Here is a 19,363-nt window from a genome sequence, read left to right as displayed (position 1 = left end):
GCCCCCCGGGCCCCCCGCCCCCCGCACGCGGTCGCCGCGGGCCCGGTCCCTGGGCCACGCCCCCCGGCCCCCCGCCCCCCGCGCCCCCGCACCCCGCACCCCGGGCCCCGGCCCCCGCACCCCGGACCCCGGCCCCGGGCCCCCGCGCCCGCCCCGCGCCCGCCCCCGCCCCGCGCCCGCCCCCGCCCCGCGCCCTCCGCCGCGCCGCGGCCGCCCCTGGCCCGCCGCCCCCAGCAGCACCTGCGCGCACTCCCCGGCCCCCGCCGCGGTCAGCCGGCCCCGCTCGTCCCGGAAGCGCCGCCCGGCCGCCGTCGCCGGCACCACTCCGGAGCCGGCCTCGTTGGTCACCAGGACCACCGTGCGCCGCGTCCCGCGCACCGCGGCGACCAGCTCCGCCGTCCTGGCCCGCAGCGCCCGCTCGCCGCCCTCCGCCCACGCGGCGTCGTCCCAGGCGTCCACCCGGTCCATCGCGTCCGTCAGCCACAGCGACAGGCAGTCGATGAGCAGCGGCGGCCCGTCCGTCGACAGCGGCTCCACGAGCTCGCAGGTCTCCTCGGTGCGCCAGGCGGCCGGCCGGCGCTCCCGGTGCAGCCCGACCCGGGCCGCCCAGTCCGCGTCACCGTCCCGGGCGCCGCCCGTCGCCACGTACACGACCTCCGGGTACGTCTCCAGGCGTCGTTCCGCCTCGACGGACTTCCCGGACCGGGCGCCACCGGTGACCAGGGTGCGCCGGGGGACCGCGGCCGGGGCGCGGAAGCCGCCGACCGCCAGCGTCGTGCCGTCCGGCACCGCCCGGGCCCCGGCGGCGGCGAGCCGGCGCTCCAGCTCCGGGGCGGGCGGGGCGTCGTGGCCGAGGTGGACGGCGATCAGCTCGGTGGCGGGCCCGATCGCCTCGACGGCCCGCAGCCGCGCCACCGCGTCGGGCCGCCCGACGACGTCCCCGGCGACCAGGTCGTAGGGCTGCGCCGCCGGGTCCGTCAGCCCGGCCGGTGCGCCGCCCGGCGGGAGGTACAGCAGCCGGGTGCCCTCCGGCGAGGTCACCTCGTACCCCGTGCCGGGCGCGTCCATCGGCACGGCCCGCACCCGGTGTCCGCTGATCAGCGTCAGCACCCGCCCGTCCGGCACCCGGCCCGCCGGAGGCAGCCCGACGGGCAGTTCGACGGCCGGTCCGTCGTGCGGGTGGGTCAGCAGGACCTGGCGTACGCCGGTGAGCGAGTGGCCGGCGCGGGCGGCGGCGAACACCGCCCCCGGCGTGAGGTCCAGCAGCAGCGCGTCGTCGACCAGGAGGGAGGTCGCGGCCCGGCTGCCGGCTCCGCGGGCGAGGGTGCAGGCGGCGCAGGGGCAGTCGGGCCGCGGCAGCCCGTCGGGGGCTCCGGTGCCGAGCAGAGTCAGTTCCACATCCCGATCCTCCCGCGTCGCCGCGCGGGGTGCGCGACGTGGGGGCGAAGATCCGCCGGACAGGCCCGAGGGCCCCTTCCCCTGCTGGTGGGAAGGGCTAGGCTGCCGAGGGGAACGACCTACCCAGGAGGCGGACATGGCGTGGACGTGGCGGTTCGAGAAGTCCGACGGCACGGAGACGGAGCCGGTGCGGCAGCCGGAGGAGTTCACGACCCAGGGCGACGCGGAGTCCTGGCTCGGTGAGTACTGGAAGGAGCTCCTGGACGGCGGGGCGGACCAGGTCACGCTCTTCGACGACGGGACGAAGATCTACGGCCCGATGAGCCTCCAGGCGGACGCGGCGGGCTGACGGCGCGCGCGGCTGCCGCCGGGCGGGCCCTTCCGGACCCCGGCCGGCGGCGGCCGTCGCCGTACGCTCAGATCTCGCCGAGGGTGACCTCGGCGGTCTTCTGCGAACTCCCGCGGGTGTACGTCACCTCCGCCTTCTGGCCCGGCTCGTGGCCGGCCAGCGCCTCGGAGAGCGAGGTGATCGTGGTGACCTTGGAGTCGTCCACCTTCACGATGATGTCGCCGGCCCGCAGCCCCGCCTCGTCGGCCGCGCCGCCGTCCCGCACGCTGACGATCGCGACCCCCGCCGGGCGGTAGTCGTCGTTGACGACCGTGCGGCCGGTGATGTCGAGCGCCGCCCGGCCCGAGTCGGTGACCTTGCCGTTCTTGATGATCTGGTCCGCGACCGTCCGCACCATCGAGGCCGGGATGGCGAAGCCGATTCCGGGGGCCGCGCTGTCGCCCATCTGGGGGTCGGACGCGGCGAGCGTCGGGATGCCGATGACCTGGCTGTCCAGGTTCACCAGGGCCCCGCCGCTGTTGCCCGGGTTGATCGCCGCCGAGGTCTGCACCATGTTGGCGATGGTCGCCCCGGTGCCGCCGCCCGAGCGGCCCTCGCTCACGGTCCGGCCGAGGGCCGAGACGATGCCCTGGGTGACGCTGCTGGACAGGCCGAGCGGCGAGCCCATCGCCAGCACGATCTGCCCGACCGCGACCTTCTCCGAGTCGCCGAACTTCGCCGGCCGCAGCCCGTCGGGCACGTCGTCCAGCTTGATGACGGCCAGGTCCTGCTCGGGGTAGGCGGCGACCAGCGACGCACCCAGCACCTTCTCCCCGGTGGCCACCGTGACCTTGAACGACTTCTCGTCGCCGACGACGTGCGCGTTGGTGACGATGTGGCCCTGGGCGTCATAGACGACACCGGAGCCGAGGCTGTCGGACGCGTCGATCTGCACGACGGACGGCAGCACGTTGTTGATGACGGACTGGTACTCGCTCTGCAGATCACCGTCGGCCTTCGACGCCGGACCGGGCTGGGCCGAGCCGGACGCCGTCGCGTCCGGTCCCGCGGCGGGGGCGCCCGAACCGGAGCAACCGCTCACCAGCGCGATCGCGCAGACACCCGCGGACAGGGGCAGCAACAGCCGCCGCGCACGGCGACGGGAGTGAATGGCATCCATGTCCGGATTATTGCTTTTGCCCCGAAGGGCGGCCCGCTGAGCGCATCCAGAGGGGGCGGAGAATCAAGCCCGCACATGACAGAGCCGGGCGGCCACACATCCAGCCCGCCCGGCGATCGAGCACAATCCTTCAGCCCACTCGGCGATCGAGGGCAATGCTTCAGCCCGCCCGGCGATCGAGGGCAGTCCTTCAGCCCGTCCGGCGATCGAGGACAGGACGCCCGCCCGGACGCCCCGGGCCCGGCGCCGCCCCGGCCTCACCCCCGTACGCCGCACAGATGCAGCAGCGCCGCGACCCCGCGATACGGGTCCGTCCGCCCCGCCCGGTCCTCCGCCGCGAGCACCCGCTCCAGCTCGGCGGCCGGCGGCAGCTCCGCGTCGTTGCTGACGTTGTCCGTGAAGAGCCGCACCCCGTACCAGGCGTGCAGCGGCGCCGCGATCGAGGCGAGCGTCGCCGTCAGCGCCTCCAGCCGGTCCGCGCGCACGGACAGGCCGAGCCGGTTCGTGTACCGGTCGGACTCGAAAGCCGCCAGCGCCCCGGCGAAGTCCCCGGCCATCCCGGGCCGCATCGCCAGCGCGTCGGCGTTCCGCACGAGCAGGGACAGCAGCCCGCCCGGCGCCAGCATCCGGGCCAGGCCCGCCACCATGGCGTCCGGCTCCTGGACGTACATCAGCACGCCGTGGCAGAGCACCACGTCGAAACTGCCGGGCAGGAAGTGGACCCCGGTGTCCTGGCCGTTGCCCTCGATGAGCCGCACCCGCTCGCGGATGCCGGCCGGCTCGCCGCCCAGCGCCTCACGGGCGGTCCGCAGCATCTCCGGGTCGGATTCCAGGCCGGTCACGGTGTGCCCGGCCCGGGCCAGCCGGAGCGCCTGCGTGCCCTGGCCCATGCCGACGTCCAGGATGCGCAGCCGCTGCCCGACCGGGAAGCGGGCCGCGATCTGCTCGTCCAGCTGCCGGGCGACCAGCTCCTGGCGCACGGTGTTGCGCAGACCCGTCAGGCCCTTGGTCCAGGCCGCAGAGGCCCCGGCGAAGCCGGAGACGGCACCGGCCGGCCGGTCGGCGGACCCGTCGCCGACCGGGCCGGACGCCTCGGTGCTCAGGGCCGCTCTCCGCGCTTGACCTGCGGCTTCGGCAGGCGCAGGCGGCGCATCTGGAGCGTGCGCATCAGCCCGTAGGCGACCGCGCCGCGCTTGGGCGTGTCCGGGAACCGCGCGTTCAGCTGCTTGCGCAGCCGGAACGCGAGCCCGATCGAGTCGATCACGATCAGCACGATCACGATCAGCCAGAGCAGCAGCGAGATGTTCTGGATGCCCTGCACCTGGATCACGCTGAGGATCAGGATGACCACGGCGAGCGGCAGGAAGTACTCCGCGATGCAGAAGCGCGAGTCCACGAAGTCGCGGACGAAGCGGCGCACCGGCCCCTTGTCGCGCGCGGGCAGATAGCGCTCGTCGCCGTTGGCGAGCGCCTCGCGCTGCCTGGCCATGTCCACGCGGCGCGCCTCACGCTGGCGCCTCGCGGCCTCCTTGCGGTCGAGCGGCGCGCCACTGGAGGCGCGGCGGCGCTGCGACTGGGCCTCGCTGCGCTTGGGGGTGGGGCGACCCTTGGGGGCCTGCGGGTCGCGGGGCGTCTTGGAGAGGTCCGCCGTCACCTTGTCGGTGGGGGCCTTCTCTTCCTTGGAGCGGCTACGGAACACAAGGCCCAAGGGTACGGGGTCGCTCGCGGATCACCGCAGGCCGCCCGGGAACGATCCGGCAACGGCCCGCGTCCCTGACTGTGCACGGACGGACGGTACGGGCGTCACCTACTCCTTGTGCGGGAGCGGACCGGGGGCACAGTCGTCCTTGGGGAGGAGCCCATCGGCGCCCGAACAGTGCGGTAATAGAGACAGGGCCCGTACTGTGGGTTCTGTTGGAGTGCTGGAGCCCAGTTGAGTCAGAAGGGGGCGCGCGAAGCCCATGAGCGGTGTCATGAAGCGGATGGGAATGATCTTCCGCGCGAAGGCAAACAAGGCCCTTGACCGGGCCGAGGATCCGCGCGAGACCCTTGATTACTCGTACCAGAAGCAGCTGGAGCTGCTTCAGAAGGTGCGCCGCGGAGTCGCCGACGTGGCGACCTCGCGCAAGCGGCTGGAGCTGCAGCTGAACCAGCTGCAGGGCCAGTCCTCGAAGCTGGAGGACCAGGGCCGCAAGGCGCTCGCGCTCGGCCGCGAGGACCTGGCCCGCGAGGCGCTGTCGCGCCGCGCCGCACTCCAGCAGCAGGTCACCGATCTGGAGACGCAGCACACCACGCTGCAGGGCGAGGAGGAGAAGCTCACCCTCGCGGCCCAGCGGCTCCAGGCCAAGGTGGACGCCTTCCGTACGAAGAAGGAGACCATCAAGGCCACCTACACGGCGGCCCAGGCGCAGACCCGGATCGGGGAGGCGTTCTCCGGCATCTCCGAGGAGATGGGCGACGTCGGCCTGGCGATCCAGCGGGCCGAGGACAAGACGCAGCAGCTCCAGGCCCGCGCGGGTGCCATCGACGAGCTGCTGGCCTCCGGCGCCCTGGACGACCCGACCGGCACGGCGAAGGACGACATCGCCGCCGAGCTGGACCGCATCTCCGGTGGTACGGATGTGGAGCTGGAGCTTCAGCGCATGAAGGCCGAGCTGGCCGGCGGCTCCTCCTCGCAGCAGGCGATCGAGGGCGGCCCGCAGGACGCCCAGCAGCAGAACAGCCAGTCGCACAAATTCGACAAGAACTGAGGCGGCGTCATGATCGTACGGATCATGGGGGAGGGCCAGGCGGTCCTGGCCGACAGCCATCTCGCCGAGCTCGACAAGCTCGACGACGCTCTGCTGGCCGAGATGGAGCGGGGTGACGGGTCCGGCTTCCGCACCACGCTCCACGCGCTCCTGGCCCGGGTGCGCGAACTCGGCACCCCCTTGCCGGACGACTCCCTGGAGCCGTCCGAACTGATCCTGCCGTCGCCGGACGCGACCCTCGAAGAGGTGCGCGCCATGCTCAGCGACGACGGCCTGATCCCCGGCTGACTCCGGTCCGGCCGCACTCCAGCACCAGCACCCTGTGCCCCGCGCCCGTACGGCGGACGCGGGGCACAGGTGCGTCCGGGCCGGCCGGGACGGGCCGCGCGCGGCACGCCGTAACGTAGCCCGACGTGACCACCCTCGGAACCGGCGTCCTGCGCGTCCGCCAGTGGCTGCGCGGCCACCCCCTCGCGCTGGACGGCGCGCTCGCCCTGGGCGTGCTCGTGGCGATGGTCTTCGGGTCCTTCGTGGACCCCGGCGGGCACGACGGGCCCACCTTCGGCGCCCGCACCCCCGCCGCGAGCAGCCTGCTGCTGATGGTGCTCAGCGCGCTGGCCCTGATCCGGCGGCGCCGCGAACCGCTGGCGGTGCTCGCCGCCACCGGGGCGCTGACCGTCGTGGAACTGGTCACCGCCGACCCGCCGGCCCCCGTCGTGATGAGCGCCGTCATCGCGCTGTACACCGTCGCCGCCCGCACCGACCGGCCCACCACCTGGCGGGTCGGGCTGCTCACCATGGCCGCGCTCACCGCCGCCGCCATGCTCTTCGGCTCACCGCCCTGGTACAGCCAGGAGAACCTGGGCGTCTTCGCCTGGACCGGGATGGCCGGGGCGGCGGGCGACGCGGTCCGCTCCCGGCGCGCGTTCGTCGACGCGATCCGGGAGCGCGCCGAACGCGCCGAACGGACCCGCGAGGAGGAGGCCCGCCGCCGGGTCGCCGAGGAGCGGCTGCGCATCGCCCGCGACCTGCACGACGTCGTCGCCCACCACATCGCCCTGGTCAACGTGCAGGCCGGGGTCGCCGCCCACGTCATGGACCGACGCCCCGACCAGGCGAAACAGGCCCTCGCCCATGTCCGCGAGGCGAGCCGGTCCGCGCTCAACGAACTGCGGGCCACCGTCGGCCTGCTCCGCCAGTCCGGCGACCCGGAGGCCCCCACCGAACCGGCCCCCGGCCTCGCGGTCCTCGGACAGCTCGTGGAGAGCGTGCGCCAGGCCGGGCTGCCCGTGGAGGTGGCCTGCGCCGCCGAGGGCGAGCCGCCGCTGCCCTCGGCCGTCGACCTTGCCGCCTACCGGGTGATCCAGGAGGCGCTGACCAACGTCCGCAAGCACGCGGGCCCGGGCGCCAAGGCCGAGGTGAGCGTCGTACGGGTCGGAGCCACGGCCGAGGTCATGGTCCTGGACAACGGCCGCGGGAACCCCGCGGGCGGCGACTCCGCCTCCGGCGGCGGCCACGGCCTGCTCGGGATGCGCGAACGCGTCACCGCCCTGGGCGGCACCCTCACCGCCGGTCCCCGCTACGGGGGCGGGTTCCGCGTCCATGCGATCCTGCCCGTCGAGGCCCGCGCGCAGGAGCCCGGTCGGCCGGGCGCGGCGGGCCGGACGGGGGACGACACATGACACCGGCCATCAAGGTCCTGCTCGCCGACGACCAGGCGCTGCTGCGCAGCGCGTTCCGGGTGCTGGTCGACTCGGAGCCCGACATGCGGGTGGTGGGCGAGGCGGCGGACGGGGCGCAGGCCGTGGAGGTGGCCCGCGCCGAGCGGCCCGACGTGGTGCTGATGGACATCCGGATGCCCGGCACGGACGGACTCACCGCCACCCGCATGATCAGCGCCGACCCGGAACTCGCGGACGTCCGCGTGGTCATGCTCACCACGTTCGAGGTGGACGAGTACGTGGTGCAGTCGCTGCGCGCCGGGGCCTCGGGCTTCCTCGGCAAGGGCGCCGAGCCGGACGAACTCCTCAGCGCGATCCGGATCGCCGCGGGCGGCGAGGCGCTGCTCTCACCGGCCGCCACCAAGGGCCTGATCGCCACGTTCCTCGCGCAGGGCGGCGGCGGAGGCGAGGGGCCGGGGGCGGCCGGGTACTCGGAGCGGCTGGCGGCCCTCACCACGCGGGAGCGCGAGGTGCTGGTCCTGGTCGCGGGCGGGCTGTCCAACGACGAGATCGCGGAGCGCCTGGTCGTCAGCCCACTGACCGTCAAGACCCATGTGAACCGGGCGATGGCGAAGCTGGGCGCCCGAGATCGCGCGCAATTGGTGGTAATAGCGTACGAATCGGGCCTGGTGCGTCCACGGACGGAGTGAGGGTGCAGCCGGGGCGTACTCCACCTGCGGTATGCGGGGGGTGAGAAAGCGACCTGGGGCCGAGGACTTCGGGTCCGGGGATCGGCGATCGTATAGGTGGGCGGGATCTGTCCCCCGGGCACGGCCCGGCATCCCGCCCGCCTGCCGCGTAAGCCACAGAAAGAGACCCACCCATGTCCTGGCTGTCCAGATTCAGCCTCGCGCAAAGGGCCCTGATCGGTCTGATCTCGATCGTCGCGCTCGTCTTCGGAGCGATCGCGATCCCGCAGCTCAAGCAGCAGCTGCTGCCCACCATCGAACTCCCGATGGTGTCGGTGCTCGCCCCCTACCAGGGTGCGTCCCCCGATGTGGTCGAGAAGCAGGTCGTCGAACCGCTCGAGAACTCCATCAAGGCCGTCGACGGCGTCACCGGCATCACGTCGACCGCCAGCGAGGGCAGCGCCGTCGTCATGGCGACCTTCGACTTCGGTGACGAGGGCACCAAGCAGCTCGTCGCCGACATCCAGCAGGCCGTGAACCGGGCCCGCGCCCAGCTTCCCCAGGACGTCGACCCGCAGGTCATCGCCGGTTCGACGGACGACATCCCGACCGTGGTCCTCGCGGTCACCTCGGACAAGGACCAGCAGGCGCTCGCCGACCAGCTGGACCGCACCGTCGTCCCCGCGCTGGAGGACATCGACGGCGTCGGCCAGGTCTCCATCGACGGCGTGCGCGACCTCCAGGTCTCCGTCACCCCGGACGACAAGAAGCTCGCCGCCGCCGGACTCAACGCCGCCGCGCTCGCCCAGGCCCTCCAGGCGGGCGGCGCGACCGTGCCCGCCGGCGCCTTCTCGGAGTCCGGCAAGAGCCGCACCGTCCAGGTCGGCGGCGCCTTCACCTCGCTGAAGCAGATCGAGGACCTGCGGGTCACCGGTCAGGACCCGGCCTCCGGCAAGCCCGGCAAGCCGGTCCGCCTCGGTGACATCGCGACGGTGAAGCAGGAGGCCGCCGCCGCGGACTCCATCACCCGCACCAACGGCCGCCCCAGCCTCGCCGTCATGGCCACGATGGACAAGGACGGCAGCGCCGTCGCCATCTCGAACGCCGTCGAGGACAAGCTGCCGGACCTGCGCCGGGACCTCGGTTCCGGTGCCGAGCTGACCGTCGTCTCGGACCAGGGCCCGGCCGTCTCCAAGGCGATCTCCGGCCTGACCACCGAGGGCGCGCTCGGCCTGGTCTTCGCGGTCATCGTGATCCTGGTCTTCCTGGCCTCGCTGCGCTCCACCCTGGTCACCGCGGTCTCCATCCCGCTCTCCGTGGTCCTCGCGCTGATCGTGCTCTGGACCCGCGACCTGTCGCTCAACATGCTGACGCTGGGCGCGCTCACCATCGCGATCGGCCGGGTCGTGGACGACTCGATCGTCGTCCTGGAGAACATCAAGCGCCACCTCGGTTACGGCGAGGAGCGCCAGTCGGCGATCATCACCGCGGTCAAGGAGGTGGCCGGCGCGGTCACCTCCTCGACCCTCACCACCGTCGCGGTCTTCCTGCCGATCGGCCTCGTCGGCGGCATGGTCGGCGAACTGTTCGGCTCGTTCTCGCTGACCGTCACGGCGGCCCTGCTGGCCTCGCTGCTGGTCTCGCTGACCGTGGTCCCCGTCCTGTCGTACTGGTTCCTGCGCGCCCCCAAGGGCACCGCCGAGGACCCGGAGAAGGCGCGCCGCGAGGCCGAGGAGAAGGAGGCGCGCAGCCGCCTCCAGAAGATCTACGTGCCGGTGCTGCGGTTCGCCACCCGGCGCCGTATCACCAGCGTGGTCATCGCCCTCGTCGTCCTCTTCGGCACCTTCGGCATGGCCCCCCTGCTGAAGACCAACTTCTTCGACCAGGGCGAGCAGGAAGTCCTCTCCATCAAGCAGAAGCTCGACCCGGGCACCAGCCTCGCGGCCTCCGACGAGGCGGCGAAGAAGGTCGAGAAGCTCCTCGCCGACGACGAGGGCGTCAAGGACTACCAGGTCACCGTCGGCTCCTCCGGCTTCATGGCCGCATTCGGTGGCGGCACCGGCTCCAACCAGGCGTCCTACCAGGTCACCCTGAAGGACTCCGCCGAGTTCGAGGCCACCCAGGACCGCATCGAGAAGGGCCTCGCCAAGCTCGACGGCATCGGCGACACCACCATCAGCGCCGGTGACGGCTTCGGCAGCCAGGACCTGAGCGTCGTGGTGAAGGCCGCCGACGCGGACGCCCTGAAGAAGGCGTCCGAGCAGGTCCGCGCCGAGGTCGCCAAGCTCAAGGACGTCACCGACGTCCAGAGCGACCTGGCGCAGAGCGTCCCGCGGATCTCGGTGCAGGCCAACGAGAAGGCCGCCGAAGCCGGTTACACCCAGGCCACGCTCGGCGCGGCCGTCGCCGGAGCGGTGCGCGGCACCCCGTCCGGCAAGGCGATCATGGACGACGCCGAACGCGACATCGTCGTGAAGTCGGCCCACCCGGCCACCACCATGCAGGAGCTGAAGGATCTTCCGCTCGGCAAGGTGAAGCTCGGCACCATCGCCGACGTGAAGCTGGTCCCCGGACCGGTCTCGATGACCCGGATCGACGGCCAGCGCGCCGCGACCATCACCGCCCGCCCCACCGGTGACAACACCGGCGCGGTCAGCACCACGCTCCAGACGAAGATCAAGGCCCTGGACCTCCCGGACGGCGCCACCGCCACCATCGGTGGTGTCTCCGAGGACCAGGACGACGCCTTCAAGAACCTGGGCCTGGCCATGCTGGCGGCCATCGCGATCGTCTTCATGCTGCTGGTCGCCACCTTCCGGTCGCTGATCCAGCCGCTGATCCTGCTGGTTTCCATCCCGTTCGCCGCCACCGGCGCGATCGGCCTGCTCGTCGTCACCGGCACCCCGATGGGCGTCCCGGCGATGATCGGCATGCTGATGCTGATCGGCATCGTGGTGACCAACGCGATCGTGCTGATCGACCTGATCAACCAGTACCGGGCCCAGGGCATGGGCGTCGTCGAAGCGGTCGTCGAGGGTGGCCGCCACCGTCTGCGCCCGATCCTGATGACGGCCCTGGCGACGATCTTCGCCCTGCTCCCGATGGCGCTCGGCGTCACCGGCGAGGGCGGGTTCATCTCGCAGCCGCTGGCCGTCGTCGTCATCGGCGGTCTGATCACCTCGACGCTGCTGACGCTCCTCCTGGTGCCGACGCTGTACGCGATGGTGGAGCTCCGCAAGGAGCGCCGCCGGGACAAGAAGGCCGCCAAGCGGGCCGCGCAGACCGGCGTCCCGGCCCCGGCCGAGTCGCAGGACTCCTCCGACGAGCCGGAGCCGGCGAAGGCCTGATCCGCCCGGCAGCCCAAGGGGCCCGGCCCGCACGCTCGTGCGGGCCGGGCCCCTTCGCGTAGGGCCGTCCCGGTCAGGCGGTCCCGCTGAGCGCCTTCATCATGCGGAGCCACAGTTCCCCGTGCGGCTCGGCGTACCGCACGCTCAGGCCCGCGATCTCCCGCATCAGCCGGCCCCGGATCTCCTCCGGGGCGCGCGGGCTCAGCTCGGCCAGCTCCTCCGGCTCGATGCCCTGGACGGCCCCCGAGAGCACCATGCTCACCTGCGCGTGGGTGAAGGAGGACAGGCGGTCCTCGAAGACCTGCCCCTCGATGGCCGCCGCGTGCATCAGGGAGGTGCCGTCACCGGCCTCCAACGCCCTCTCCACGTACGCCTGGAGCGCGTCCCGGTCCTCCACCAGCCGATAGGCGGCGTCCATGCCCTCCGCACGCGAGACATCGAGGAGGGCGACGTGCGAGAGCGGGGTGTCCGGGGAGGGCTGGACCTGGAGGAGGCGCGGGTGGTCCTGGAGGTAGGCCCGCGACTCGGCCCAGGACTCACAGCCCACCCAGTCGGCCAGCTGCTCCGAGAGGATCAGCGGATCGTAGGCGGCGGTCACGCCGTGGTCGAGCACCAAGCCGCGGAGCACGGTGTGCCGTTGTGCGGTGAGGGGGTCCAGGAGCGCCAGCTCTTCGAGCGCCGTCGCCGCCTCCTCGCCGCCGAGCGTGTCGGCGTACCGGGACCACAGGTCGCGCGACGCCGGCCAGTCGGGCGCGAACATCCAGGTGCTCACCGCCTCCAGCGTCGCGGCCGGCAGCGAGAGCCAGTCGGGCGCGGGCCCCTGGGTCTCCGCCTCCCACGCCTCGCGCACTTCCCGCCGGTCGCCGTGGGCGCGCAGCGCCCGCCGCGCCCGTACGGTCACCAGATCCGGGCCGTCCCCCGCTTCCAGACCGGCGTCCCGCCCGAGGAACGACACGAGTGCGCGTACGCCCTCCGAGGGCAGCGGATCGGGGCAGCCCAGCAGGAAGACGCTCCGCTCGACCCCGAGGCGCCGGGCGGTCACGGGGTGCGCCTCGGCGAACTCGGCCGCGCACTCCGCGTACGCCTCGGCCGCAGCGGCGTGGTCGCCGGTACGGGCGAGCGCGCGGGCCAGGTCCCCGACCGCGTGCACCACGTCCTCCGCGAAGGCGCGCGGGTTCTCCGAGGCCGGCGCGCGGTAGGTGGCGACCGCTTCCCGCGCCGTGTCCACGGCGCCCTCGTCGTCGCCGTTCATCCCCCGCAGCTTGCCGAGGCCCCGCAGGGCGCGCGCCAGGTCGGGGAGGTGGGCGCCGCTGTTCTCCTCGGCGAGGAGGCGCCAGAGATCCACCCCTTCCCGGGCCACCGGCAGGGCCCGCGCCGGGCTGCCGGTGTCGGCGAGGTTCTGGGCCAGGGCGCCGAGGGCTCCCGCGAGGGTGGGGCGCAGCACGGGCGCCCCGGGGACGAGTTCACGCAGCAGCGCGATGGCCTCCTCCGCGACCGACAGCCCCTCGTCCGGCTCCCCTGCCCGGTTCAGACGGGCGGCGAGATCGGCGAGCGCGATGGCCAGTTCCGGGTGGAATTCGGCGGGTTCCAGCGCGGCGAGCACCCGGCGGTGGGCGACCGCCTTCAGGCCCGCCGAGACCGCCCCGGACAGATCGCCCAGGGCCGCGCGGTGGCTGCTGACGTCGCTGAGGACCGTCGCGTACGCCGGGAGGAACGCCTCCCGGTCCTCGGCGGCGAGGCGTCCGTAGAGCCCGGCGGCCTCCTCGGCGTGCGTCAGGGCCTCTGCCAGTTCGCCGTCGGCGGCGAGGTGCGTCGCGAGGCTGCTGAGCATCGCGGCCAGTTCGGGGACACCGGCCGGGGGCGTGCCCTTGACCACTTCGCGCTGGAGTTGCAGCGCCTGGCGCGCGAAGAGCACCGCCGTGGTGCGGTCCCCGGTGGCGGCGGTCTTGTCGGCCATGGAGGCCAGGGACCGGGCGAGATCCGGCCGGAAGAACTCCGGGTCCTCCCCGGAGAGCGCGGCGAACGTGCGCGCGGCCTCGCGCTCGGAAGCGAGTGCTTCCTTGTGGTCCCCGGCGGCGGAGAGCCGGTCCGCCAGGTCGTGGAGCGCCGTGGCCAGTTCCTGCCGGTGTGCGGCGGCCGGGTCGCTCGCGGCGCGCTCCCGGCAGACCTCTACAGCCTCCCGCGCGGGCGCCACAGCTCCCGCGAGATCACTCAGCGCCGTACCCACCGGCCCACGCTCCTCGCCGTCCACCACATCTGCCTCATACGCCATCGGGCGCTCCGCCTTCCCGTACACACACCGTCGAAATGGACAGCAGCGTATGCACGGATGGGACGCCTCGGGGCCGGTCCGGACAAAGTCGGCCGTTTCCGGTCCCTGGGTGGTAATGGGAAACGGCCTGTCCCACACACGCGTGTGGGACAGGCCGTCGGACCGTTCCGGGGGCTCTACTTGAGGGACGAGACGAAGTCGCCCCAGGCGGCGGCGTTGACGACGAGCGCGGGGCCTGTCGGGTTCTTGCTGTCGCGTACGGGGACGAGGCCGGGGAAGTCGTCGCTGATCTCGACGCATTCGCCCCCGTCGGTGTTGCTGTAGCTGCTGCGGCGCCAGCGGGCGGAACTCAGCTCGGGGGAGTGAGTCATGGTCGGTAGTCCTCTACTTGAGGGACGACACGAAGTCGCCCCAGGCGGCGGTGCGGACAACGAGCGTGGGTCCGGCGGGGTTCTTGCTGTCGCGTACGGGGACGACGCCGGGGAAGTCGTCGCTGATCTCGACGCATTCGCCCCCGTTGGCGTTGCTGTAGCTGCTGCGGCGCCAACGGGCGGAACTCAGCTCGGGGATGTGTCGCACGGTTCGTAGTCCTCCATGATGGTCCGGATCATCTGCGCCGACTCGCGGAGCGAGAGGGCGTTGGCGCGCTGGACCTCGTAGTGCCGCTGCCACTGTGCCACCTTCTCACTGTCCTCGTAGAGCTGCCCGGCCTCGATGCCTTCCTCGTAAGCCACCTTCCTGCCGTCGGCGAGGGTGAGCAACGTAAGCGCGCTGCCCATGAGGTAGTGAAGCCCCGCGCTGAACGGCATGACCTGGATACTGCTCTTCGGTGTATCGGCCTGCGCGAGCAAGGAGGCCAACTGCTGGTGCATGGCGGCGGGAGACCCCATTCGCCGCCGTAACGCGGCCTCATCGATGATCGCCCACCGGAAGGGGGCCGAGGCCGAGTTCAGCCTCTCCTGTCGGGACATCCGTGCGGCTACGCGCTCCTCCACCTGCTCGGCGCTCAAGTCGCGTTGACAGCGCAGGAACTCGCGCGCGTACGCCTCGGTCTGGAGCAGTCCGGGCAGAGCTTGCGCCCCGTACTGCTCTATGAGTACCGCCTCGGCTTCAAAGTTCATGTACCGCCGGTACTTGTCGGGGTGGATCTCCTGCTTGGCCAGCCCGTAGAGGCCCGTGAAGTGCTCGTCCGTCCCGAAGGCGACGTCCAGGCAGCTGGGCATGTCCGGCGGGGGCATCAGCTCCGCCGTCTCGATCCGCGCGAGCGTGCTCTTGCTGGAGTTGACGATGTCCGCCAGCTGTACGAGGGAGAGCTTCGCGCGCTCGCGGTGGCGGCGTAGCTCCGAGCCGAAGTAGTGGCGCGCGGAGGTGAAGGGGGAGAGCGGCTGGGGCCTGAACGTCATGGAGCGGGCCTTCCGGGTGTCCCGTGTTGAACGTCGGGACGCGGCGGCCCTGTTGGGGAGACCCGCCACAGCGCGACGATTGCGGCACACACCGTAACCAGCGGGTGCGACCGGGGGCCAGAGTGCTCCCCGAACGGAGGCGGAAGCGACATGATGTTCGATGCGCAGGGGACCCCGATGCGGCTGCTCCCCTGGGTCGGCGACAGCGGGACCCCGTGCTATCTGAGCACCGACGACCCCGGCGGCCGGATGTCGCGGCTGGCCGACGAGGTGGAGACGGACCTGCTGGAGTCGGCCCAGTACGTCCTGCGCGAGGCGCGGGCGCTCCTCGCCGAAACGGGCGTGGGCACACGGGAGTTGCGCTTCACGGGGACCCGCCTGGCGGAGTCGTTGCAGGACGCCCTGCGGATCGCGGAGAGCCGGGGTTACCGATTGGCCCCCGCCCTTACGCGTGCGGAGGCCGAGGAAGCCACGGCGGGCGCGGCGGGCCCGGGGGCCGGCATCGGAGGGGCTTGAACCGCTGACGCCGGAGGCGCGGCCCGCTCCGGGGCCGCCGCGCCGGTGTCCCGGGCGCGGCGGCCGTCCGAATGGGGGCGGCCCCTACGGCAGCGCCAGCATCCGCTCCAGCGCCAGCTTGGCGTACTTCTCCGTCTCCGGGTCCACCACGATCCGGTTGACCTGCTTGCCCTCGGCCAGGGACTCCAGGGTCCAGACCAGGTGCGGCAGGTCGATGCGGTTCATCGTGGAGCAGAAGCAGACCGTCTTGTCGAGGAAGACGATCTCCTTGCCCTCGGGGGCGAAACGGTTCGCCAGGCGGCGGACGAGGTTCAGCTCGGTGCCGATCGCCCACTTCGAGCCGGCCGGGGCCGCCTCCAGGGCCTTGATGATGTACTCCGTCGAGCCGACGTAGTCCGCGGCGGCCACGACCTCGTGCTTGCACTCGGGGTGCACCAGCACGTTGACGCCGGGGATGCGCTCGCGCACGTCGTTGACGGACTCCACCGAGAAGCGGCCGTGCACCGAGCAGTGACCGCGCCACAGGATCATCTTCGCGTTCCGCAGCTCCTCCGCGGTCAGGCCGCCGTTCGGCTTGTGCGGGTTGTAGAGGACGCAGTCCTCCAGGGACATGCCCATGTCCCGCACGGCGGTGTTGCGGCCCAGGTGCTGGTCCGGCAGGAAGAGGACCTTCTCGCCCTGTTCGAAGGCCCACTCCAGGGCCCGCTTCGCATTGGAAGAGGTGCAGATCGTGCCGCCGTGCCGGCCGGTGAACGCCTTGATGTCGGCGGAGGAGTTCATGTACGAGACGGGCACGACCTGCTCGGCGACGCCCGCGTCGGTCAGCACGTCCCAGCACTCCGCGACCTGCTCGGCGGTGGCCATGTCGGCCATCGAGCAGCCCGCCGCCAGGTCCGGCAGCACGACCTTCTGGTCGTCGGTGGTCAGGATGTCCGCCGACTCGGCCATGAAGTGCACACCGCAGAAGACGATGTACTCCGCCTCCGGGCGCGCGGCGGCGTCCCGGGCGAGCTTGAAGGAGTCACCGGTCACGTCCGCGAACTGGATGACCTCGTCGCGCTGGTAGTGGTGACCCAGGACGAAGACCTTCTCGCCCAGCTTCTCCTTCGCCGCGCGGGCGCGTGCCACCAGGTCCGGGTCGGACGGGGAGGGCAGGTCGCCGGGGCACTCGACACCGCGCTCGCTCCTCGGGTCGGCGTCGCGGCCCAGCAGGAGCAGGGCGAGCGGCGTCGGCTGGACATCGAGATCCTGGACGGGGTGGGCCGTGGTCACGTCACGCACCCTTTCTTCTGCGGACTTCTCCGCGGAGAAGCCTTTTCGTCTAATTGACGCTATCTATCATAGCCGCTTCACGTCACTTTGACGATGACGAAAGCGTCAATGTGACGCATCCGCCCGCAGGCCGGGTGTGCGAGCATGAAGGGAACAGGCAAGCGCTCGGCCCGGAATGAATCCGCGGCCCCGACGGTTGCAACGTCGGCAAGCAGTCTCCGTACAACCCGGGAGAGAAGCAGATGTCCGTATCGGACGAGACCACCACCGTGAGCGACGGCATCCTCCTGTCCGACGCCGCCGCAGCCAAGGTCAAGGCCCTTCTGGAGCAGGAAGGCCGTGACGACCTGGCGCTTCGCGTCGCCGTCCAGCCCGGCGGCTGCTCGGGCCTGCGCTACCAGCTCTTCTTCGACGAGCGCTCCCTCGACGGCGACGTCGTCAAGGACTTCGACGGCGTGAAGGTCGTCACCGACCGCATGAGCGCCCCGTACCTGGGCGGCGCCTCGGTCGACTTCGTCGACACCATCGAGAAGCAGGGCTTCACCATCGACAACCCGAACGCCACGGGTTCCTGCGCCTGCGGCGACTCCTTCAGCTGAGCCGCGCCACAGCGTCGAGACGGGGGCCCCGGGACCTCGGTCCCGGGGCCGCCGTCGTCGTAGGCGTACGAGGAAGCTCAGGCGCGCGGCACCACGGAGCCCGACGCCTCGTCCACGACCTTCCGGCCGTCCAGCGGACGCTCCAGCGTGACCGTACGGGTCAGCTCCTTCGCGATCATCACGCAGACCTTGTCCGGGTCCCGCTTCTCCGTCACGGACACCCGGACCGTGTGCCCGTCCTCACGCGCGCTCGCCGTGTACGTACCGCACACCCCGCCCCAGAACGTCACCGCGAGCGTCCGCCCGTCCGCGCTGTACGACCGGATCGCCCGGTCCTTCGTCGTACCGTCCCCGCCGCCCGCGGACTCGCCCGGCACCGGCTTCCGCGTCAGGTGCTCAGGGTCCACCGCCACCTGCGTGACCGTGTCACCGACGCCCCCGGCCGGCTCCACCGAGAAGATCCACGACGGTACGAGCAGCTGCTCGCCGCCCGACGTGTGCGCCGCCAGGCCGAACACCGCCTTCTTCACCGCCACCGTCGTCGCGGGCCGCTCCGCGCCGGTCCTCGCCCCGCAGCCGACCCCGTCCGACAGCGGGGCCGGTGAGGCGCACCCGCCGATCTCCCCGGCCGGAGGCTGCGCCGCGTTCAGCCGCTCCAGCGCCTCGGCCGCCCCGATCACCGGATAGGCGTCGCCCTTCTCCGGGGCCTTCAGCTTCCCGGCGCCCCCGGTCACCTGACCGTCCGGGCCCACCTGGACGCCGGTCGCCCAGCCGTACGTGGGCAGCCCGTCCACCACCGGATCGGCGTTGACCACCCGGACCGAGCCCATGAGCTGCCCCGCGTCGAGCGCCGCGCCGTCCTGGCCCACCGCCTTCAGCACCGGCGCGGCGGCGGCCTTCGCGGTCTTCTCGTCCACCGGCTGACCGGTGCCGCCCGGGGCCACCGAGCAGACGGCCCCCTTCTTGCAGTTGTCCGTCCCGCCGGAGCCGTACCGGGTGAAGGTCCAGCTCCCCGGCGCCTGCTTGTTCACCCGCAGCACCGGACCCGAGCCGTCCCCGTCGGAGCCGACCTTCCAGGAGGTGGCCTCCGGCCGCGGGGTGCCGGCCAGGCCGAGCGCCTTCGCCAGCCTCGTCACCTCGGCGGCCGTGACCGTGCCCCCGGCGCGCTGGACGGCGGCCTTCTCCGGCCCGTCCGGCAGCTTCCCGGACGCGCGGTAGACCAGCCGCCCGCCGTGCGGATCGGGCTCGCCGGGGGCGATGCCCTCGCGGGACGGGGCGGACGGTGTTCCGGCGTCGTCCAGGGCCAGGGGCGGGGGAGCGGAGCCGCCGCCGGACGCCGCGCTCGGTGTGCCGTCGCCGCCGTCCGCCGCGGTCGCGGCCCAGTACGCTCCGCCGCCGCCGGCCAGCAGGACGGCAGCCGCCACCGAGGCCGCGACCAGCGGGGAACGCCGCCGGGTGGTGGACACGTCGTTGTCGGGTCGCTCGCTGCTCACCGGATCGCTCCTTCGCCTGCTTCGCCGTGCGCCCGGCCGGCGCACGGTCCGCCGCGTGGGGCGGACAGTGCTGGGACGGAACAGTGGGTCAGCTGGTTCCCCGGAGCCTGTCCTCCTACCAGAGCCTGTCCTCCATCGCGTCGACGAGCCGGGCGGAGGCGGGCGGCACGGTGACCCCGTTGATCAGGGCGGGCGCGACGCGGGCAGGCGTGACCCTCGCGGGGACCACCCAGTGCGGGGCCATCCGGGCGCAGTCTCCGCGCAGCTCGGCCAGACCGGTCTCGGACTCGCGCGGGGCGATGGTGTTCGACATAACGGCACCGTAGGCACCACCGGGCCCGCGAAGAAAGCCCTACTATCGGGTAGTTTTTCCGCTTCGAGGTGAGCGGGAGCGGGTAGCGTGAACTGTCACGTCACCCCTGGGACGCGGACATCCGTTCCCCTCGACCTCCGCA

General features: G+C 72.7%; 18 protein-coding genes and 1 pseudogene. 8 read left to right on the top strand and 11 right to left on the bottom strand.

Annotated elements, in window-relative coordinates; genetic code table 11:
* Window positions 1–198: 198 nt before the first annotated feature.
* Window positions 199–1,398 (bottom strand): annotated as a pseudogene (locus FKN01_RS20430) (bifunctional adenosylcobinamide kinase/adenosylcobinamide-phosphate guanylyltransferase); the annotation flags it as partial.
* A gap of 136 nt (window positions 1,399–1,534) precedes the next feature.
* On the opposite strand from FKN01_RS20430, the gene FKN01_RS20425 reads away from it, so the two are divergent.
* Window positions 1,535–1,747, top strand: coding sequence for a hypothetical protein (locus tag FKN01_RS20425; protein ID WP_143622660.1), 213 nt, complete (start codon window positions 1,535–1,537; stop codon window positions 1,745–1,747).
* Window positions 1,748–1,814: 67 nt separating this feature from the next.
* Here FKN01_RS20425 and FKN01_RS20420 read toward each other — a convergent pair whose 3' ends face one another.
* From FKN01_RS20420 to FKN01_RS20410, 3 genes are all read right to left on the bottom strand, one after another.
* Entirely contained in the window at window positions 1,815–2,906 is a 1,092-nt protein-coding gene (locus tag FKN01_RS20420) for a S1C family serine protease (RefSeq protein WP_143622659.1), read from the bottom strand.
* A gap of 257 nt (window positions 2,907–3,163) precedes the next feature.
* Complete coding sequence (locus tag FKN01_RS20415) at window positions 3,164–3,898, bottom strand: methyltransferase domain-containing protein (RefSeq protein ID WP_185992920.1); 735 nt, start codon at window positions 3,896–3,898, stop codon at window positions 3,164–3,166.
* 107 nt (window positions 3,899–4,005) lie between these two features.
* A complete protein-coding gene (locus tag FKN01_RS20410) occupies window positions 4,006–4,605 on the bottom strand; it encodes a DUF3043 domain-containing protein (RefSeq protein WP_143622655.1) in 600 nt (199 codons plus the stop codon).
* Between the two features lie 274 nt (window positions 4,606–4,879).
* Here FKN01_RS20410 and FKN01_RS20405 point away from each other — a divergent pair, with 274 nt between their 5' ends.
* The 5 genes from FKN01_RS20405 to FKN01_RS20385 all read left to right on the top strand — a co-directional run bounded on the left by FKN01_RS20405 (window position 4,880) and on the right by FKN01_RS20385 (window position 11,353).
* Window positions 4,880–5,656 carry a PspA/IM30 family protein gene (locus FKN01_RS20405; protein ID WP_073965547.1) on the top strand — a complete coding sequence of 259 codons (777 nt, stop codon included), beginning with the start codon at window positions 4,880–4,882 and terminating at the stop codon, window positions 5,654–5,656.
* Between the two features lie 9 nt (window positions 5,657–5,665).
* Window positions 5,666–5,944 carry a PspA-associated protein PspAA gene (locus FKN01_RS20400; protein WP_143622653.1) on the top strand — a complete coding sequence of 93 codons (279 nt, stop codon included), beginning with the start codon at window positions 5,666–5,668 and terminating at the stop codon, window positions 5,942–5,944.
* 125 nt (window positions 5,945–6,069) lie between these two features.
* On the top strand, window positions 6,070–7,338 hold the full coding sequence (locus FKN01_RS20395) for a sensor histidine kinase (RefSeq protein WP_143622652.1): 1,269 nt from the start codon (window positions 6,070–6,072) through the stop codon (window positions 7,336–7,338).
* Entirely contained in the window at window positions 7,335–8,027 is a 693-nt protein-coding gene (locus FKN01_RS20390; protein WP_143622650.1) for a response regulator transcription factor, read from the top strand. The genes FKN01_RS20395 and FKN01_RS20390 overlap by 4 nt, the downstream gene beginning before the upstream one ends.
* A 173-nt stretch (window positions 8,028–8,200) precedes the next feature.
* A complete protein-coding gene (locus FKN01_RS20385; protein ID WP_143622648.1) occupies window positions 8,201–11,353 on the top strand; it encodes an efflux RND transporter permease subunit in 3,153 nt (1,050 codons plus the stop codon).
* 73 nt (window positions 11,354–11,426) lie between these two features.
* On the opposite strand, the gene FKN01_RS20380 is transcribed toward FKN01_RS20385, so the two are convergent.
* The 4 genes from FKN01_RS20380 to FKN01_RS20365 form a co-directional block, all read right to left on the bottom strand.
* Entirely contained in the window at window positions 11,427–13,625 is a 2,199-nt protein-coding gene (locus FKN01_RS20380; RefSeq protein ID WP_143622646.1) for a tetratricopeptide repeat protein, read from the bottom strand.
* 176 nt (window positions 13,626–13,801) lie between these two features.
* Complete coding sequence (locus FKN01_RS20375; RefSeq protein ID WP_143622644.1) at window positions 13,802–13,996, bottom strand: DUF397 domain-containing protein; 195 nt, start codon at window positions 13,994–13,996, stop codon at window positions 13,802–13,804.
* Window positions 13,997–14,009: 13 nt separating this feature from the next.
* On the bottom strand, window positions 14,010–14,204 hold the full coding sequence (locus FKN01_RS20370) for a DUF397 domain-containing protein (RefSeq protein WP_143622642.1): 195 nt from the start codon (window positions 14,202–14,204) through the stop codon (window positions 14,010–14,012).
* Window positions 14,183–15,028: a helix-turn-helix transcriptional regulator gene (locus FKN01_RS20365; RefSeq protein WP_143622640.1), complete on the bottom strand. Its 846-nt coding sequence runs from the start codon at window positions 15,026–15,028 to the stop codon at window positions 14,183–14,185. The genes FKN01_RS20370 and FKN01_RS20365 overlap by 22 nt, the downstream gene beginning before the upstream one ends.
* 150 nt (window positions 15,029–15,178) lie before the next feature.
* Here FKN01_RS20365 and FKN01_RS20360 point away from each other — a divergent pair, with 150 nt between their 5' ends.
* Window positions 15,179–15,544 carry a hypothetical protein gene (locus FKN01_RS20360; protein WP_143622638.1) on the top strand — a complete coding sequence of 122 codons (366 nt, stop codon included), beginning with the start codon at window positions 15,179–15,181 and terminating at the stop codon, window positions 15,542–15,544.
* Between the two features lie 84 nt (window positions 15,545–15,628).
* On the opposite strand, the gene nadA is transcribed toward FKN01_RS20360, so the two are convergent.
* Window positions 15,629–16,825, bottom strand: a complete 1,197-nt coding sequence (gene nadA, locus FKN01_RS20355; RefSeq protein WP_398932832.1) for a quinolinate synthase NadA — start codon at window positions 16,823–16,825, stop codon at window positions 15,629–15,631.
* Window positions 16,826–17,058: 233 nt separating this feature from the next.
* On the opposite strand from nadA, the gene FKN01_RS20345 reads away from it, so the two are divergent.
* Window positions 17,059–17,415 carry an iron-sulfur cluster assembly accessory protein gene (locus FKN01_RS20345; protein WP_018103583.1) on the top strand — a complete coding sequence of 119 codons (357 nt, stop codon included), beginning with the start codon at window positions 17,059–17,061 and terminating at the stop codon, window positions 17,413–17,415.
* 77 nt (window positions 17,416–17,492) lie between these two features.
* On the opposite strand, the gene FKN01_RS20340 is transcribed toward FKN01_RS20345, so the two are convergent.
* Both FKN01_RS20340 and FKN01_RS20335 read right to left on the bottom strand, forming a co-directional pair.
* Window positions 17,493–18,908 (bottom strand): hypothetical protein, encoded by a 1,416-nt coding sequence (locus tag FKN01_RS20340; RefSeq protein WP_143622632.1) that lies wholly within the window; start codon window positions 18,906–18,908, stop codon window positions 17,493–17,495.
* Between the two features lie 115 nt (window positions 18,909–19,023).
* Window positions 19,024–19,221, bottom strand: coding sequence for a hypothetical protein (locus FKN01_RS20335; RefSeq protein WP_143622630.1), 198 nt, complete (start codon window positions 19,219–19,221; stop codon window positions 19,024–19,026).
* Window positions 19,222–19,363: the final 142 nt, after the last annotated feature.

The sequence above is a fragment of the Streptomyces sp. 130 genome (assembly GCF_007096885.1).
GTDB lineage: Bacteria > Actinomycetota > Actinomycetes > Streptomycetales > Streptomycetaceae > Streptomyces.
The sequence above is the reverse complement of the archived record's forward strand: the minus strand, read 5'-3'. Positions and strand labels throughout refer to the sequence as shown.

Bases quoted from the DNA above. Each gene is read 5' to 3' on its own strand.
- FKN01_RS20425 (WP_143622660.1), top strand. From the start codon at position 1,535: ATGGCGTGGACGTGGCGGTTCGAGAAGTCCGACGGCACGGAGACGGAG.
- FKN01_RS20420 (WP_143622659.1), bottom strand. From the start codon at position 2,906: ATGGATGCCATTCACTCCCGTCGCCGTGCGCGGCGGCTGTTGCTGCCC.
- FKN01_RS20405 (WP_073965547.1), top strand. From the start codon at position 4,880: ATGAAGCGGATGGGAATGATCTTCCGCGCGAAGGCAAACAAGGCCCTT.
- FKN01_RS20400 (WP_143622653.1), top strand. From the start codon at position 5,666: ATGATCGTACGGATCATGGGGGAGGGCCAGGCGGTCCTGGCCGACAGC.
- FKN01_RS20390 (WP_143622650.1), top strand. From the start codon at position 7,335: ATGACACCGGCCATCAAGGTCCTGCTCGCCGACGACCAGGCGCTGCTG.
- FKN01_RS20385 (WP_143622648.1), top strand. From the start codon at position 8,201: ATGTCCTGGCTGTCCAGATTCAGCCTCGCGCAAAGGGCCCTGATCGGT.
- FKN01_RS20380 (WP_143622646.1), bottom strand. From the start codon at position 13,625: ATGGCGTATGAGGCAGATGTGGTGGACGGCGAGGAGCGTGGGCCGGTG.
- FKN01_RS20375 (WP_143622644.1), bottom strand. From the start codon at position 13,996: ATGACTCACTCCCCCGAGCTGAGTTCCGCCCGCTGGCGCCGCAGCAGC.
- FKN01_RS20365 (WP_143622640.1), bottom strand. From the start codon at position 15,028: ATGACGTTCAGGCCCCAGCCGCTCTCCCCCTTCACCTCCGCGCGCCAC.
- FKN01_RS20360 (WP_143622638.1), top strand. From the start codon at position 15,179: ATGATGTTCGATGCGCAGGGGACCCCGATGCGGCTGCTCCCCTGGGTC.
- FKN01_RS20345 (WP_018103583.1), top strand. From the start codon at position 17,059: ATGTCCGTATCGGACGAGACCACCACCGTGAGCGACGGCATCCTCCTG.
- FKN01_RS20335 (WP_143622630.1), bottom strand. From the start codon at position 19,221: ATGTCGAACACCATCGCCCCGCGCGAGTCCGAGACCGGTCTGGCCGAG.